This is a genomic window from Rufibacter soli (genome assembly GCF_054781795.1).
Map to the genome: position 1 here is coordinate 699,663 of NZ_BAAGTS010000005.1, position 14,773 is coordinate 714,435.

Consider the following 14,773-nt stretch of genomic DNA (forward strand, 5'->3'; position numbering starts at 1 on the left):
TTCTGTTTTAGAGCCGTTTTTGGAAAAACAGGCTTAAAACAGCATGGCCTGCAACTCTTGGTAGGCCATAAGCCCAAGGGCGATGATCGCCAACAGGAAACCCAGCCAGTTGACCTTGCTCAGGCGCTCGCCAAAAAACAGGATTCCGCCCAGGGTGCCTAGCAGGATAATGCCAATGTTGTTGACCGGGTACAGGAACGCCCCGTCATTCTGGAACGCCGAGAGCGCTTTGATCAGGAAGAAAATGGAGAAATAGTTAGGGATGCCCAGCGCCAGGCCTGCCACCAGGCTTTTGCCCTCCAAAGAGACTTTCTGCACCATCGCCTGGTACACCAGCGCCGCCACGCCAATCACCGCCGAGGCCGTGAAGGTGAACATGGTGAACGCGCCGGCCATCTGGGGTTCCATCAGTTTTTCATTGGCGTAATTGATAATCACGTCGCCCAGGCCCGCGGCCAGGAACACCACCAGCGGCAGCACCAGGGCCCATCTGCTGGCCGGCAGTTGGGTGCCGTTTTCGCTGCGGCGCGAGGTTAAAACCACCGCCACCAGCGCCAGCCCTATGCCCACATAATTGAGCACCGAGTACTCTTTCACATTGTTTTGCAGCACTAATAGGCTGAACAGCACCGGAATGACCAAAGATATTTTCATGGCCACCGAGGTAGCCGCCACGCCAATGCGATTGGTAGCTACTGCCACCAGGTAAAAACTGCTGATGAACAGGGTGCCCAACACCCAGCTGGCCAAGGTCCAGGGCTCGCCGGCATGCTGCCACATAAGGGTAACGTCCTTCCAGTCAACGGCTGCCCCGGTCAACAGGCACATCACGTAGTTTAGCGCGATGCCCTGGAACGTGCGCACCCCATACCTATTGAACAGCTTAAAGATGAAGAACAGCAGCGCGTTAAAAAAGATGCAGAGCAGCAGGTACAGCATACAGTGAGGTTTCCTGGGAAAAAAGGGCTGCAAAGATATTGAAATTAACCACACGCGCCAGTAAAAAGGCCTGATCCTTAGAAAGCTACATTTGGGCAGGTTTGCGTAACTTTGAGGCCATGACGTTTGCTGAACCCTACCTGCTTTTGTTTACCCATTTGCCAGACGCTACCGGTACCCTGGTCTCTACCCAAGACGCCCAGGGGTTGCCCTTTGCCGTGCAACGGGTTTTCTGGGTCTACGGCGGGCCCGAAGGAAGCGAGCGCGGCGGCCACGCCCACCGCACCACCCAAGAGGTGTTGGTAGCCCTGCAAGGCAGCGTGCAAGTAGAGACCGAAACCGCCCAGGGCCGACAGGAATTTGAGCTAAGTTCACCCACCCAGGGACTGTACATTCCGCCCTATTGCTGGATAAAAGTAAGACCTTCTAAAGGCGCCGTTCTCTGCTGCATGACTTCTACCCTTTATGAGGAGGCAGACTACATCAGGTCGTATCCCGAATTTAAGGAGTTGCTTGCCACCAGATGATATCTTCTGACCAGTCTACCGCCCGGTATCAAATACGTTGCCTTTTTTCCCTGGCGGAAGTAGAGCGCTTACCGTTTTCTTTTGAGGTGTTCCTGTACCTGCAACCGGCACATGTGGCCCTTCAGCAGGCCCCCAACGGGCGTACCTATGTTTTGCTGGAGAAAGAATCGGGGCTAGTGGTAGGGCTGGCGCATTTTTCAGTGGAGGATAAGAAAGCCTTTTCCCCCTGGCGGGCTCCCTTTGGCGGGCTGCAGGTGGACCCGAAGATTCCAGAAGGATTGATCCAGGAATTTCTTCAATTTGTGCGCCATGACCTGATTCAGGCTGGTTGCCGTCAGATTACTTGGCTCCAGTGCCCTGACGCCTACGCCCCGTCAACCAACCAATTAGTCCGGGCGGCCTTGCCGAAACTGGGATATTCCTTAGCCTTTGACCAGCTGAACCACCATATCCCGGTCACAGAGGCGCCATTTTCCACCATACTCCACTCTTCAGCCCGGCGACGCTTAAAGAAATGCGAGGCCGCTGGTTTTACTTTCCAGCAGGAAACTTTAGCCGCCTTGCCCGAGGCCTACGCCTTGCTGCAGCAGTGCCGGCAGGAAAAGCAGAAACCCCTTTCCTTATCCTTGGCCCAACTGACCCATTATTTTCAATTGTTTCCGGATAGATACCTGCTGTTTACAGTCCGGAAGGGGCAGGAACTGGCGGCTGTGGGCGTGGCGGTATTGGTGTCTTCTTCCATTTTGAACCATCTATACCCAGCCAGCCCGCAACGGTTCAATGCCTTTAGCCCCAGCGTGATGCTCAACGCCGGTTTGTACCAGTACTGCCAGCAACAGCAAATCTCCTGCTTTGATTTAGGGGTATCGGCCCCGCCGCAGGAATCTGAGAAGAGCTACACGGGCCTACTCACGTTCAAAGAACGCATGGGCGGAGTAGGTACCCGAAAGCCTACGTTCGTGATGGAAATAGGAGAGACTGCCTAACTTTGCATTAGAAACAAAACCTGTTTTAAGCCTGTTTTTGGCAAAACGGGCCTAAAACAGCCGTTGCTTTTTTAGAGAAGAAATTGTTTCTCTACCTTCACCTTCTGCTTGTATTTCCCTTTTAAAGATGAACGTTCCCTTCAATACCTTCCGTGATTTCCCGCAGGGCCTGCAGCAGCAGGTAGAAGAGGCGCTGGTAGCGGAGTACCGCCGGAACCGGTTTATTCTGGGCCCCAGCGTGACGGCGTTTGAGCAGGCTTTTGCGCACTATTTAGGGAGTAAGGAAGCGATCGGGGTAGGGAATGGGTATGATGCGCTGGTGCTGTGCCTTCGGGCGGTAGGACTGGAGCCAGGGGACGAGGTCATTGTGCCCGCCAACGGCTACATTGCCACCATCAATGCCGTGCAGCAGGTAGGGGCCATCCCCATCTTCGCCGAGCCAGACCCACACACCTACAACATAACCGCCGCTACGGTGGCCCCAGTTATCACTTTCCGCACCAAGGCGCTGCTTCCTATTCACCTGTACGGCCAACCCTGTGAGCTGGATGGGCTGCTGCAGCTCTGCCAGAACCACCAACTGGTATTAATAGAAGATTTCGCGCAGGCGCACGGGGCTACGTACCGGGGTAAGCAGGTAGGTACCTTTGGCAAGATCAACGCCACCAGCTTTTACCCCACCAAAAACCTGGGTGCCGTAGGCGATGGCGGGGCGGTTGCTACCCAAGAAGAGGATTTGGCCACCTGGGTACGCCAATACCACAACTATGGCCAATCCAGGCGCTATGAATACGCGCAGGCAGGTATCAATTCGCGGCTAGACTCCCTGCAGGCGGCGGTTCTGTCTGAAAAACTGCCGGTGCTGGATGTGTTGAACCAGGAACGGAAACGGCTGGCAGCTGTCTACACAAAGGAACTGGCGGGCGTAGGCGATGTGGTAATGCCCTTTGTTCCGTCTCCAAGGATTGATCATGTATACCACCTCTACGTGATCAGAACGCGACAGCGCGATGCCTTGCAACAGTACCTTCAGGACCAGGGCATCCAAACATTGATCCACTACCCCGTGCCACCCCACCTGCAGGTAGCCTACCAGCATTTAGGATATCAGAAAGGCGATTTCCCCATCACCGAGCAACTGGCCCAAACAAGCCTCAGCCTCCCGCTTTTCCCAGGCATGACAGAGCAGGAACAGATACACGTAATCCAGCACATCACCCAGTTTTTCTCCTGATCTCCGTAAATGCTAGTACTTCCGTTTTAGGCCTGTTTTCAAAAAAACGGCCCCAAAATGGAAATATCCCCAAGAAGGGCTTTATCCCAAACGGTAACTTTCCTCTAATTTCTTTGTAGTTTGCACCATGGCGCGAAGGCAGCACATGCGGCAATTTCTGGGGAATTCGGTTTGGTCAGGGCTTTCTACTGTGGCCCGGGCAGGCAGTGCGCTGCTGGTCAATAAGTTGTTTGCCGTGTACTACGGGCCCAACGGCATTACGCTGCTGGCGCATTTCCAGAACCTGATTGCCTTGCTCACCACACTGCCTAACAGCGGAATTAACGTGGGTCTCATCCGGCACCTGGCCCAAAGCGGGCCCCAAAGTCAGTCTTACCGTTCTTTTTTCTGGGCCGGACTTTTCCTCAACGGGGTTACCTTTCTTGGTGCCTTGTGGGGGGTGTGGCTGTTTCCTTCCTTCTTTCTGGAACGCTTTGGGGAGCAACTGCTGCTTGACAGTTCTTTTGTAAGTCTAGGCTTAGTGCTAGGGCTTTTTGTGCTGTTGCTGCTTCAGTTGTTCTGGTTGGCGGTGTTGCTGGCAAGGCAGGCACTACGGCCGTACGTGTGGCTGAGTCTGTTGACCAGCCTGGTGAGCATTGCAGTAACCTGGTGGGCCGTGGGCAGGGTAGAGGTAATTACGGCCTTGGTTCTGTTCCTGACGGGCCAATCGGTGAGCGGGTTAGTGGGCTTTGCCGTGGTGTTCCAGAAAAAACTAATCCCGGGTTGCCAGATAAAACTCCCGAAAGGCGTCTGGCGGGAGCTGGGCAAGTTTCTGGTCATGGCGCTGTCCACGCTGGTAGGGGCCAAGCTGGTAGATTTTGTAGTGCGGGAGTTGGCCATTCAGCAATTCTCCTTGTATGAGACCGGCCTATGGCAGGCGGTCGCCAAGATTTCAGATAGTTATACTATGGTGTATGTCTCGGTGCTGGGTATGGTGTATTACCCACGCATTGCCGCGTTGTTGCCGCAGCCGAAGGAACTAAAGGAATACGTTCGCAGCGTGCTGTTCCTGTTAGTGCCGGTGCTGGGCATAGGCCTGCTGGTCTTTGGCTGGCAGCGTGATTTTTTTATTCAGGTACTTTTTGACCGGGAGTTTCTGGCCTCCCGAGGTCTAATGGATTACCAGCTACTAGGTGATTTCCTGAAGATGAGCGCCTGGGTTTTGTCGTACATTATAACGGTGCAGGCGCGCGTAAAACTGTACGTGTTCACGCAATTGGCCTCGGGGGTAGTATATGTGGCGTTGGTGGCATGGCTTATGCCGGTGTTGGGGCTGGAGGGGCTGCCTGTGGCGCACGCCATAAGGTACGGGCTGTACCTATTGTTTCACCTGTTCCTGTTCAGGTCCTACTTTTTTTCTTCATGACGCCGCCGCTGGTTTCCATTATTTGTCTTTGCTACAACCACGCGCCCTTTCTGCGCCAGGCGCTAGACTCGGTCCTGGCCCAGACGTACGCTAATTTGGAGATTTTGGTGGTGGATGACAAAAGCACCGATGCCAGCGTAGAAATTATCCAAGAGTACTGCGTCCGCTTTCCCCAGATAAGATTCCTTCCCAATCAGGAAAACCAAGGGAACTGCGCTTCCTTTAACCAGGCCCTCCAGCTGAGCCAGGGCGAGTTTATCATTGACTTTGCCACCGATGACGTGCTGCACCCCGAACGGGTAGCCCGGCAGGTAACGGCCTTTCAAGGATTGCCGGTAAATTATGGGGTGGTGTACACGGATGCAGAACTCATAGACGAACAATCCAGGTCCTTGGGGTTTTTCTACGCCCGTTCTGCGCAGGGAACATTGACACCCGCCCCAGCTGAGGGAGAGGTGTTTGCCCAAGTGCTAGGCCGGTATTTTATCTGCCCCCCCACCATGATGATGCGGCGGCAGGTGCTGGAAGAGTTGAACGGTTATGACCCTGAACTGGCGTATGAAGATTTCGATTTCTGGGTAAGGTCAGCACGCAACTGGCAGTACCATTTCCTGGACCAAGTGCTGTGCCAACGCCGTATGCACCCCCGTTCTTTATCAAAAAAGGTATACCAGGTTGGGGATAAGCAGCTGGCCTCAACGGTACAGGTAATCCAGAAAGCCCGAAAGCTGGTGAAGACGCCGCTGGAAAAGGAATCGTTGTTGACAAGAATCAAATATGAGGCGAGGCATGCCTACTTTACAGCCAATTACAAAGAGGCGTCAAAGCTGCTAGATATTTTACGGCAGGAACAGGGCATGACACCGGTATATCAGGTACTGCAAGCACTTACCCAAAATAGGGTGCCGCTGCAATTCATTCGCCGTTGGTACCACCGCTGGAAGTACGGGCGTAACGCTGGATAAAATTCTCAATCAATTGCGTAAAAGCACCATCTACTCCCAACCCGGAGCCACTCTGGATGGAGCCGGTATTTAAAACCGCGCATGACTCAGTTACCTCTGTGAATGTGATTTCCCCTCTGCCGCCGTCCCAGGCAGGGTCATCAAATTCGTAAATCTCTCCTACTACTCCTGCTGCTTTGTTCAGGCCTCTCGCCAAGACTAACGTGTTTGCGGGTGTGCTCCAGGTGGTCTTATCGGTTTCATCCCCGCAGATGGGAAGGCCGTCCAGGCCGGTGGCGCCGAAGGTTTCGCCTTCTTTTACTCCAGTACCGGCAAAAATCCAATGGCCGGGTTCCAGGACTTGGTAGGGGGCATAGGTACCCATGCCAGCCTCTGAGAATTGGGCGCCCAACAGTAGAGCCTCAGGGCGGGAGGTGTGGCGCCAGAGGGTTCCCCGGGTAGCTTCGTTTTGGAAAAAAGAGCCGTTTTTTCGGCATTCCAGCTGGGTGAAATTCTGGTGCCACCGCACTTGCCAATATATCTGATTCCCGCCCAGCGCCAGCAAAGAAATTCCCTTTTGAAAGACCATTTCCCAGAGGGTGCGGTACATCTTCTCAGAGAAATACTCTGCGTGGTAGGCCAGTACCAATACTTTGTAGCCAGCCAGCAGTTCGGGATGGGCCTCCAGGAAGTAATCTGGATACAGGTCTGCGGCATAGTTGGCGGCAAACCACTGATAGATATGGGCCTCTATGCGTAGGTTGTGCTGTAGCGGGTGGGTACAGTGATAGGTAAGGGCGGTGTTGGGACGCTGGCTGGAAACAAACGGAACGTACCCCTCGCCTAAGGCATTGCGGTACAAGGATTGCCCGCCGTAGCCGTTGTAAGCCAGCCAGGTAGTGACCGGGGCCAGGACCGCCACGTTATCTGAAGGTGCCGCAGAGCCTACCAGAAAATGAAGGTAGGAAGGGTGCTCCAGTTCTGGGTTGGCGAGGGTGGCGCGGTAATAACCTGGTGCCGCAGCGGCAGGTAAGGGAAATTCCCACCCTACGGGCCAATGGCAGCCGTTCTGGGCTTCATCCAGCGTATCTGTTTGCAGCAACTCATCAAACGTATGCTCGGTGATGGTTTCCCAAACCTCATCGGTTTGGTAGTGCTCCAGTAATAAGTGGTTATTGGGTAATTTTGCTTTTAAATGAAACGCCACGGTTTGCCCCGGCAAGTAAAAAAGCTGGGAGGGGTAACCCTCCAAAGCGGCAGGCAGCATATCCTGGGTAATTTCATCCCGCGGGATAGGTGGTTTTGATTTCAGCCGCCAGGCGAAGTGCCGCAGCGGGCCAACTACCCTAAGGAGGTGCCTATGCAAACTTGGGAATAAATAGGCCAGTCGCTTACTTCGGTTCATTAGCAATACGGGTGGCCACAAAGATAAAATGCCCTTGGCCCAGACCCAAATGGGCTTGCTCCTCGGGGCTTCGGGTTTGGGCGTACTCTACGGTTTCTACCGTGAAACCCTCCGTGGCCACGCGTTGGGCAAAATCCTGGCCGTAGTTGCGGTACCGGTCTGCCTGGCCATAGGCTTTGAGGCGTTGGGCGGGAGTACGGGCCCCGGGGACTTCCAGGGTGGTAGCTATAGGATGTATGCGCGCCTGAAGAAGCAACTGCCCGTTGGGCCGTAGCACACGCCCCATTTCCTGCAGGGCCTTGCGGTCCAGGGGAATGTGGGCCAGCACGTGGGAGCAGAGAATAAGGTCAAAGGTGTGGTCTGGGTAGGGCAGCGACTGAATGTCTACGTGGTCCATGGCCTCCGGCGAGGTAAGGTCGGCGCTGCGGTACTTCAGGTTCAGGAGGCTTTTCAGGCGTTGCTGCAGAATAGGCTCCGGGGCGAAATGAAGTACCTCCAGGTGCCGCTCCTGAATATGCGCCTGCTCCTGCAGATAGAGCCAGAGCAGCCGGTGGCGCTCCAGGGTGTGGCACCGGGGACAGAGCGCCTGCGTACGGCGTTCGGGGCCGAAGGGCAGGAACATCCTGAACGAGTCTTCGCAGAGCGGGCAGTACACTTTGTTGCCCAGGTAAAGCCATCCTCTGGAGTACCAGTAGAGCTTCCGTAGAGAGAGCCGGGTTTTAGCCGGAAGTACTTTTTTAAGCAACGGCAGAGACATATGCAAGGGCCAACGGTGTAACCAAATATAGTATTCTGTAATTACTTTTCCCAGGCGGGCTTTCTATAAATTTGACACCTTAGGGGCTGTTTATACGTACGGATAAGTTCAATCCAAAGGGCCAGTGAAATCCTGACGCCAAGGAACAGTTCCGGTGCAGCAAGGTTCTTCCAGAATTTCTGGTTTAAAATCATTATATTTGTCATCCCATATCTATTGAGTTTATGATATCATCGGTCATGTCCACCCGCGCAGAGGTGATGAAATACCTGGAGAACTTTCTGGATGATACCCTTCCGGAGTTCCTGAAATCTGTAGAAGACAGCTGGCAACCGGCAGACTTTCTGCCAGACGCCCGCCTAGATAATTTCTTTGATGAGATACGTGACCTGAAAGAGCGCGCCCGCGAATTGTCTTATGACCTGCTGGCTGTTCTCATTGGGGACACTATCACCGAGGAGGCCCTGCCAACCTATGAGAGCTGGATCATGAGCATTTCTGACTTGTCTAAAGACGAGCACAGCTCCTGGATGAAGTGGAACCGCGGCTGGACCGCCGAGGAAAACCGCCACGGTGACCTGCTGAACCGCTACCTTTACCTGACCGGCCGCATTGACATGCGCCAGATGGAGGCCTCTACCCAGTACCTCATCGCGGACGGCATGGACATTAAAACCGACAATGATCCTTACCGCAGCTTTGTGTACACCTCTTTCCAGGAAACCGCCACTAACTACTCGCACCGCCGGGTGGGCGCGTTGGCCAAGAAAGTAGGCGAGACCACCTTGTCGCGTATCTGTAACTTCATCGCCGCTGATGAAGGACGCCACGCTAAGGCCTATAAAACCTTCGTGAAGAAAATCTTTGAGGTAGACCCGTCAGAAATGATGATCGCCTATGAAGACATGATGCGCAAGAAAATTGTGATGCCAGCCCACTACCTGCGCGAACTGGGCATTGACCAGGGCCAGACCTTTGGGCACTTCACAGACGCTGCCCAGCGTACCGGGGTGTACACCTCTGCTGACTACGTGGAGATCATGGAGACCCTGAACCGCGAGTGGAAAATTGCCAGCATGAGCGGCCTGAACGAGGCCGGCGAACGTGCCCGGGACTACTTAATGACCCTGCCTGACCGTCTGCGCCGCGTGGCCGACCGCATGAAAATACCCCAGCTGGAGTACAAATTCAAATGGATTGATAGCTAAGGCAAAGCCGTTTTAGGCCCGTTTTTAGCAAAACAGTATCAAAACGCCCGGCAGGAAACTGCTGGGCGTTTTGTTTTCAATAGCTTCGTTTACAGCAGGTCCTTAGGCCAAGACTTTTTGACTAGAGACATGGGCAATAAAGTGGTCGTCTACCACTTGCACGCCTTTCCAGAAGGCAATGTATCCCTCAATGTTTTTGGCCTTCTCTTTGGTTTGGGGGTAGGTCCAGGCCGCGTCTTGGTTCTCAAAATGGCCCACCTGCAGATTAAAGTAAGAGGCATCGCCTTTCCAGTTGCAGGTAGAATGCCGGGCGCTTGGCTTGAAAAATTCCCAGTTAAGGGAGGTGGGCGGAAAATAATGGTTCCCTTCTACCTCAATGGTTGTATCACTCTCGGCTAGAACAGTATTTTTCCAGATGGCACGCATGTAAAATGTAATTCTAATAATAAAACAATAGGACTAATACTTGTTGTTTACTCCTTTTACCCTATAAGGTTACCCATGGGGTGAACAATTGCGTTTAGACGTTGTTAACCAGTAGACACAGCACCCAAGACTTTCTAAGTAGTTTTTGAAAACCAGTTATTCTAAAAGAGCTGCAAAAGAGCGGTGTGAAAAAGCATACCACGCCAGAAGTAGTCTTACGCTAGTAGACTTGTAACTTGTGCCCCATCAAAAAACGAAGCAATGGCAGCCGGATATAGATTCTCAGATTATGTGCCGGAGGAACCCAAGGATCAAGGCTTTGAGTCTTTGCTCCAGATTTTTCTTCAGCTGATTACCCTTACCGCCGGAGACGTAGCCGAGGCCATGTCCTGGATGAGCGAACTGGATAAAAAATACAACCTCACCAATGATTCCTATGGCCTGGGAGACTTCTTTGAGGACCTCAAGAAGAAAGGCTACATTGATGATAAGGGCCCTGACGGACAGTTTAAGCTGCAGGCGAAAGGCGAGCAAAAAATAAGGAAAAGCGCCCTGGAAGAAATCTTCGGGAAGCTGAAAAGAGGCGGTCGTGGAGATCATACCACACCTAAAACTGGTATCGGTGACGAGCCCTCGGCAGACCGCCGCGAGTTCCGCTTCGGCGATGCCGCCGAGCAGATTGAGCTGACTGAGTCTATCCGCAATGCGCAGATAGAACACGGCATAGGCGATGATTTCTTCCTCACCGAGCAGGACCTGGAGGTGACCGAGCGCGAGCACAAAAGCCAGACCAGCACCGTGCTCATGATTGACATCTCACACTCCATGATTCTGTATGGCGAGGACCGCATCACGCCGGCCAAGAAAGTGGCCATGGCCCTGGCCGAGCTGGTCAAGATAAAGTACCCCAAAGACAACCTGGACATTATCGTGTTTGGGAATGATGCCTGGCAGATCAGCGTGAAAGACCTGCCTTACCTCATGGTGGGACCCTACCATACCAACACCGTGGCGGGCCTGGAACTGGCCATGGACCTGCTGCGCCGGCGCAAGACCAGCAACAAGCAGATCTTCATGATCACAGACGGCAAACCCACGTGTTTGAAAGAAGGCCTGAAGTACTACAAAAACAGTTTCGGGCTGGATAGGAAGGTAGTGAACAAGACGCTTAACCTGGCGGCCCAGTGCCGGCGGCTGAACATTCCTATTACCACCTTCATGATTGCCTCAGACCCCTACCTGCAACAGTTTGTGGAGGAGTTTACCCAAGTCAATAACGGGCAGGCGTATTACAGCGGGTTACAGGGATTAGGCGATCTGGTCTTCCGGGACTACGGCCGTAACCGAAAAAGACGCATGTAACCTTGAAGCCGAGCTTTCATTGACAAGAAAAGAACAAAGAGTGTTACTGCTGGTCTTTCTTTATTTCACGGCGGCGTAATTCATTGGCCCACACACCTAGTGCCAGAGTCACGCTAAACAAAAGGTAAGCAGTGGGGCGCTCTATCAAGTGGGCAATTCGTAATGCGGCAGTGATTACGGCCAGGGCGGCGCCAGCAAAATAAAGGAGAGACGTCGTTTTCATATGAGGGCAATATAAACCTACAAATTAAACTTTTGCGTTTTAGGCCTGTTTTTTCCAAAACGGCTCTAAAACAGCTAGGCTAGCGCGCTAACCTTTTGCTTTTCATGAGGTAAGAAACAAGGCTGAGCACACTGCCTGCCACAATAAAGAAAATAGCCAGAAAGACAAAGTCAACCTGGGCAATGCACAGGCCAATGCCCGCAAACACCAGAAGACGCGCTACTATCATAATAAAAGAAGAAAGGGCAAGTAGGCGCATAGTTGGTAAATTAATGAATCTACAAGGTACGCAATCTTTATTGCTATCTACCATAATAACCTGATACAAAAAATGTTATACACAGATATTCCCGCAGAACAGCTACACAAAATTAAAACACTGGGCCAGCTGAAGGCCGCTGGCTATGAACCCCGTTCCGTCAAAGAGGAGTTGCGCGCCAACCTTATCAAAAAGCTGAGCAGTGGCGAAGAGGTGTTCCCCGGTATTTTCGGGTACGAGGAGACCGTGATTCCAGACCTGCAGCGCGCCATTTTAAGTCGGCACCACATTAACCTGCTGGGCTTGCGCGGGCAGGCCAAGACCCGCATTGCGCGCCTGCTGGTGCAACTCCTGGATGAATACGTGCCCGTGATAGCCGGCTCTGAACTTAACGACGATCCCCTGCAGCCGCTCTCTCGCTTCGCCCATGACCAGCTTCTGCACCACGGGGATGAAACCCCCATTGCCTGGCTGCACCGTGATGAGCGCTACACAGAGAAACTGGCCACCCCAGACGTGTCCGTGGCTGACCTTATCGGCGACGCCGACCCCATCAAGGCCGCTACCTTAAAACTACCATATTCTGATGAGCGCGTGATCCACTTTGGGCTGATCCCAAGGGCGCACCGCGGCATTTTCGTGATCAATGAGCTGCCAGATTTGCAGGCCCGTATCCAGGTGTCCTTGTTTAATATCCTGCAGGAAGGAGACATCCAGATCCGGGGCTTCAAGATCAGGCTGCCGCTGGATATCCAGTTTGTGTTCACCGCCAACCCAGAAGACTATACCAACCGGGGCTCTATTGTGACTCCGCTCAAAGACCGGATTGACTCCCAGATCATCACCCACTACCCTAAAAGCATTGAAGTGGGTAAACGCATCACCAAGCAGGAAGCCCGCATTACACCTGCCCAGCAGGAGCGTGTGTTGGGCCATGAACTCATCCATGACCTGGTGGAGCAGATTGCCTTTGAGGCCCGGGAGAGTGAGTACGTGGACGCCAAGAGCGGTGTCTCGGCCCGCTTGACCATCTCTGCTTATGAGAACGTAGTGAGCGCCGCCGAGCGCCGCGTGCTGCTAAACGGCGAAAAGCAGACCCACGTGCGCGTGGCAGATTTCCTGGCCGCCGTGCCAGCCGTGACCGGAAAGGTGGAGCTGGTGTATGAAGGCGAGCAGGAGGGAGCCGGCGGCGTGGCCTATAGATTGATGGGCAAGGCCATCCGGACCCAGTTCCTGCACTACTTCCCGGACCCAGATAAGTTCAAGAAGCAGAAAGAGAAAGATCCTTACAAGAAAGTGACGGCCTGGTTCTCAGACGGCCATACCCTTGACCTGCTGAGCGACGCCTCAGACGAAGAGTACAAACGCGAATTGCTGCAGGTGCCCGGCCTTTCTGAGGTAGCCGAGAAGTTTCAGCCTACGCCTAAAGACGAGGCCGAGCACCTGTTCTGGATGGAGTTCTGCCTGCACGGCCTGGCCGAGTACAGCCTCATTTCCCGTAACCGCCTGACCGCCGGCCTTCAGTTCAAAGACCTGCTCAGCAGTATGTTCTCTGGCGGTAGCTTCAGCCTAGAGGACGATGAGGACGACGAAGAAGAGGACGACAAAAGACGTTTTTAAGCTGTTTTTCTGAAAACAGGCCTAAAACGCAAGAATACTAAAGCCCGGGGTTTTTACCCCGGGCTTTAACTTTTAAGGGCCCCCGGCAGTAAAAAGGATAAATCCCCTTCCTGTATGCCAAATTTTTTACTGACGCTTCTCCCGCTTTTAGGCTTTATGGTGATCCACCTGTTTGCCGGCAAGCTTAGGTTTTTGGAAGGGGTGCCCCGCAGTATCTGGCTCTCTGGCGCAGGCGGGGTATCTGTGGCGTATGTGTTCCTGCACCTCTTCCCGGAATTGCAAGAAGGGCAAGGGCACGTGCAGGCGGCCGCCAACTCAAATGGCCTCTTTTTTCTCAAGCACCACGTTTACCTTATGGCGCTCTTAGGCCTGGTGGTGTTTTACGGGTTAGAACGTATGGCGGTCAATTCCCGGCAGGGGGGCAAGGGCACCGCAAAGGCCGCCCCGCCGGCTGTCTTCTGGATTCACGTGCTCTCCTTCGGGATGTACAATGCGTTAATAGGGTACTTGTTGCACCAACGCGAAGAGCAGGATTGGGAAGAGGTCTTCTTTTATTTCTCGGCCATGGCCCTGCATTTTCTGGTCAATGACTTTGGCCTGCGCGAACATTACAAAGACCGTTACCGGTATGCCGGCCGCTGGATTCTGGTGGTTTCCCTGGCCATAGGTTGGGCGCTGGGTCTGGTCATAGAAGTAACAGAGCCGGTCACGGCCTTACTGCTGGCTTTTCTGGCTGGCGGGGTGGTGCTCAATGTGCTCAAAGAGGAACTGCCCGAAGAACGGGAGAGTCGCTTCTCTGCTTTTCTGCTAGGGGCTGTCGCCTACTCCCTGCTGCTGCTGTTGCTCTAAAAAACAAAAGCCGAAGAACATCTGCTGTCCTTCGGCCTTTCCTTTTAATTGTAAATTGCTGATTGTCAATTGTTGATCAAAAACAATCAGCAACTAACAACCAGCAATCAATTAGTCTTCGTTTACTACAATCTTCTCAATACGGTCGCCCTGGCGGATGTCATCAATAATGTCCACGCCTTCTACTACTTTTCCGAAGCAGGTGTGGTTGCGGTCAAGGTGAGCGGTGTTGTTACGGCTGTGGCAGATGAAGAACTGAGAACCGCCGGTGTTGCGGCCTGCGTGGGCCATAGACAACACGCCACGGTCGTGGAACTGGTTTCCGCCGGTTAGTTCACAGTCAATTTTGTAGCCGGGTCCGCCGGTGCCAGGCATGCCTTTAGCGCCTTCTCTGGAGTTAGGGCAACCACCCTGAATCACGAAGTCTGGCAGTACGCGGTGAAAGGAAAGGCCGTCATAGAAGCCTTCTTTGGCCAATTTGGTGAAGTTTTCTACCGTTTTAGGCGCATCTTGCTCGTAGAACTCAACTTTCATGACGCCTTTGGCGGTATGGATTTCTGCAGTTTTCATATAGTGTGTTTTAATTGAGGTTACAACGGTTCAAAAGAAGCTAAGCTTGCGTCAGAACG

16 protein-coding genes are annotated in these 14,773 nt (G+C 53.3%); 9 read left to right on the top strand and 7 right to left on the bottom strand.

Annotated features, from left to right (window positions below):
* Positions 1 to 33: 33 nt before the first annotated feature.
* Positions 34 to 939 carry a hypothetical protein gene (locus ACYVJQ_RS17245; RefSeq protein WP_460894353.1) on the bottom strand — a complete coding sequence of 302 codons (906 nt, stop codon included), beginning with the start codon at positions 937 to 939 and terminating at the stop codon, positions 34 to 36.
* Between the two features lie 101 nt (positions 940 to 1,040).
* Between ACYVJQ_RS17245 and ACYVJQ_RS17250 the strand changes: the two genes are divergently transcribed.
* The 5 genes from ACYVJQ_RS17250 to ACYVJQ_RS17270 all read left to right on the top strand — a co-directional run bounded on the left by ACYVJQ_RS17250 (position 1,041) and on the right by ACYVJQ_RS17270 (position 6,056).
* Positions 1,041 to 1,466 carry a sugar 3,4-ketoisomerase gene (locus ACYVJQ_RS17250; RefSeq protein ID WP_460894354.1) on the top strand — a complete coding sequence of 142 codons (426 nt, stop codon included), beginning with the start codon at positions 1,041 to 1,043 and terminating at the stop codon, positions 1,464 to 1,466.
* Entirely contained in the window at positions 1,463 to 2,452 is a 990-nt protein-coding gene (locus ACYVJQ_RS17255) for a GNAT family N-acetyltransferase (RefSeq protein ID WP_460894355.1), read from the top strand. Before ACYVJQ_RS17250 ends, ACYVJQ_RS17255 begins: the two co-directional genes overlap by 4 nt.
* 127 nt (positions 2,453 to 2,579) lie before the next feature.
* Positions 2,580 to 3,686, top strand: coding sequence for a DegT/DnrJ/EryC1/StrS family aminotransferase (locus ACYVJQ_RS17260; protein WP_460894356.1), 1,107 nt, complete (start codon positions 2,580 to 2,582; stop codon positions 3,684 to 3,686).
* A 145-nt stretch (positions 3,687 to 3,831) separates the two neighbouring features.
* Positions 3,832 to 5,091, top strand: coding sequence for an oligosaccharide flippase family protein (locus ACYVJQ_RS17265; protein ID WP_460894357.1), 1,260 nt, complete (start codon positions 3,832 to 3,834; stop codon positions 5,089 to 5,091).
* A complete protein-coding gene (locus ACYVJQ_RS17270; protein WP_460894358.1) occupies positions 5,088 to 6,056 on the top strand; it encodes a glycosyltransferase family 2 protein in 969 nt (322 codons plus the stop codon). The genes ACYVJQ_RS17265 and ACYVJQ_RS17270 overlap by 4 nt, the downstream gene beginning before the upstream one ends.
* Here ACYVJQ_RS17270 and ACYVJQ_RS17275 read toward each other — a convergent pair.
* Both ACYVJQ_RS17275 and ACYVJQ_RS17280 read right to left on the bottom strand, forming a co-directional pair.
* On the bottom strand, positions 6,007 to 7,401 hold the full coding sequence (locus tag ACYVJQ_RS17275; protein ID WP_460894359.1) for a N,N-dimethylformamidase beta subunit family domain-containing protein: 1,395 nt from the start codon (positions 7,399 to 7,401) through the stop codon (positions 6,007 to 6,009). The two genes, ACYVJQ_RS17270 and ACYVJQ_RS17275, sit on opposite strands and share 50 nt — an antisense overlap.
* A gap of 25 nt (positions 7,402 to 7,426) precedes the next feature.
* Positions 7,427 to 8,197 (bottom strand): class I SAM-dependent methyltransferase, encoded by a 771-nt coding sequence (locus tag ACYVJQ_RS17280; RefSeq protein WP_460894360.1) that lies wholly within the window; start codon positions 8,195 to 8,197, stop codon positions 7,427 to 7,429.
* 224 nt (positions 8,198 to 8,421) lie between these two features.
* On the opposite strand from ACYVJQ_RS17280, the gene ACYVJQ_RS17285 reads away from it, so the two are divergent.
* Positions 8,422 to 9,405 carry an acyl-ACP desaturase gene (locus ACYVJQ_RS17285; RefSeq protein WP_460894361.1) on the top strand — a complete coding sequence of 328 codons (984 nt, stop codon included), beginning with the start codon at positions 8,422 to 8,424 and terminating at the stop codon, positions 9,403 to 9,405.
* Positions 9,406 to 9,507: 102 nt separating this feature from the next.
* On the opposite strand, the gene ACYVJQ_RS17290 is transcribed toward ACYVJQ_RS17285, so the two are convergent.
* Positions 9,508 to 9,831, bottom strand: a complete 324-nt coding sequence (locus ACYVJQ_RS17290; RefSeq protein WP_460894362.1) for a DUF427 domain-containing protein — start codon at positions 9,829 to 9,831, stop codon at positions 9,508 to 9,510.
* Between the two features lie 261 nt (positions 9,832 to 10,092).
* On the opposite strand from ACYVJQ_RS17290, the gene ACYVJQ_RS17295 reads away from it, so the two are divergent.
* On the top strand, positions 10,093 to 11,193 hold the full coding sequence (locus ACYVJQ_RS17295) for a vWA domain-containing protein (protein ID WP_460894363.1): 1,101 nt from the start codon (positions 10,093 to 10,095) through the stop codon (positions 11,191 to 11,193).
* Positions 11,194 to 11,236: 43 nt separating this feature from the next.
* On the opposite strand, the gene ACYVJQ_RS17300 is transcribed toward ACYVJQ_RS17295, so the two are convergent.
* A complete protein-coding gene (locus tag ACYVJQ_RS17300; RefSeq protein ID WP_460894364.1) occupies positions 11,237 to 11,416 on the bottom strand; it encodes a hypothetical protein in 180 nt (59 codons plus the stop codon).
* A gap of 79 nt (positions 11,417 to 11,495) precedes the next feature.
* Positions 11,496 to 11,645, bottom strand: a complete 150-nt coding sequence (locus tag ACYVJQ_RS17305) for a hypothetical protein (RefSeq protein WP_460894365.1) — start codon at positions 11,643 to 11,645, stop codon at positions 11,496 to 11,498.
* Positions 11,646 to 11,747: 102 nt separating this feature from the next.
* On the opposite strand from ACYVJQ_RS17305, the gene ACYVJQ_RS17310 reads away from it, so the two are divergent.
* Positions 11,748 to 13,295 carry a sigma 54-interacting transcriptional regulator gene (locus ACYVJQ_RS17310; RefSeq protein ID WP_460894366.1) on the top strand — a complete coding sequence of 516 codons (1,548 nt, stop codon included), beginning with the start codon at positions 11,748 to 11,750 and terminating at the stop codon, positions 13,293 to 13,295.
* Between the two features lie 114 nt (positions 13,296 to 13,409).
* Positions 13,410 to 14,144 (top strand): hypothetical protein, encoded by a 735-nt coding sequence (locus ACYVJQ_RS17315; protein ID WP_460894367.1) that lies wholly within the window; start codon positions 13,410 to 13,412, stop codon positions 14,142 to 14,144.
* Between the two features lie 111 nt (positions 14,145 to 14,255).
* On the opposite strand, the gene ACYVJQ_RS17320 is transcribed toward ACYVJQ_RS17315, so the two are convergent.
* Complete coding sequence (locus ACYVJQ_RS17320; RefSeq protein WP_460894368.1) at positions 14,256 to 14,714, bottom strand: peptidylprolyl isomerase; 459 nt, start codon at positions 14,712 to 14,714, stop codon at positions 14,256 to 14,258.
* Positions 14,715 to 14,773 lie beyond the last annotated feature (59 nt).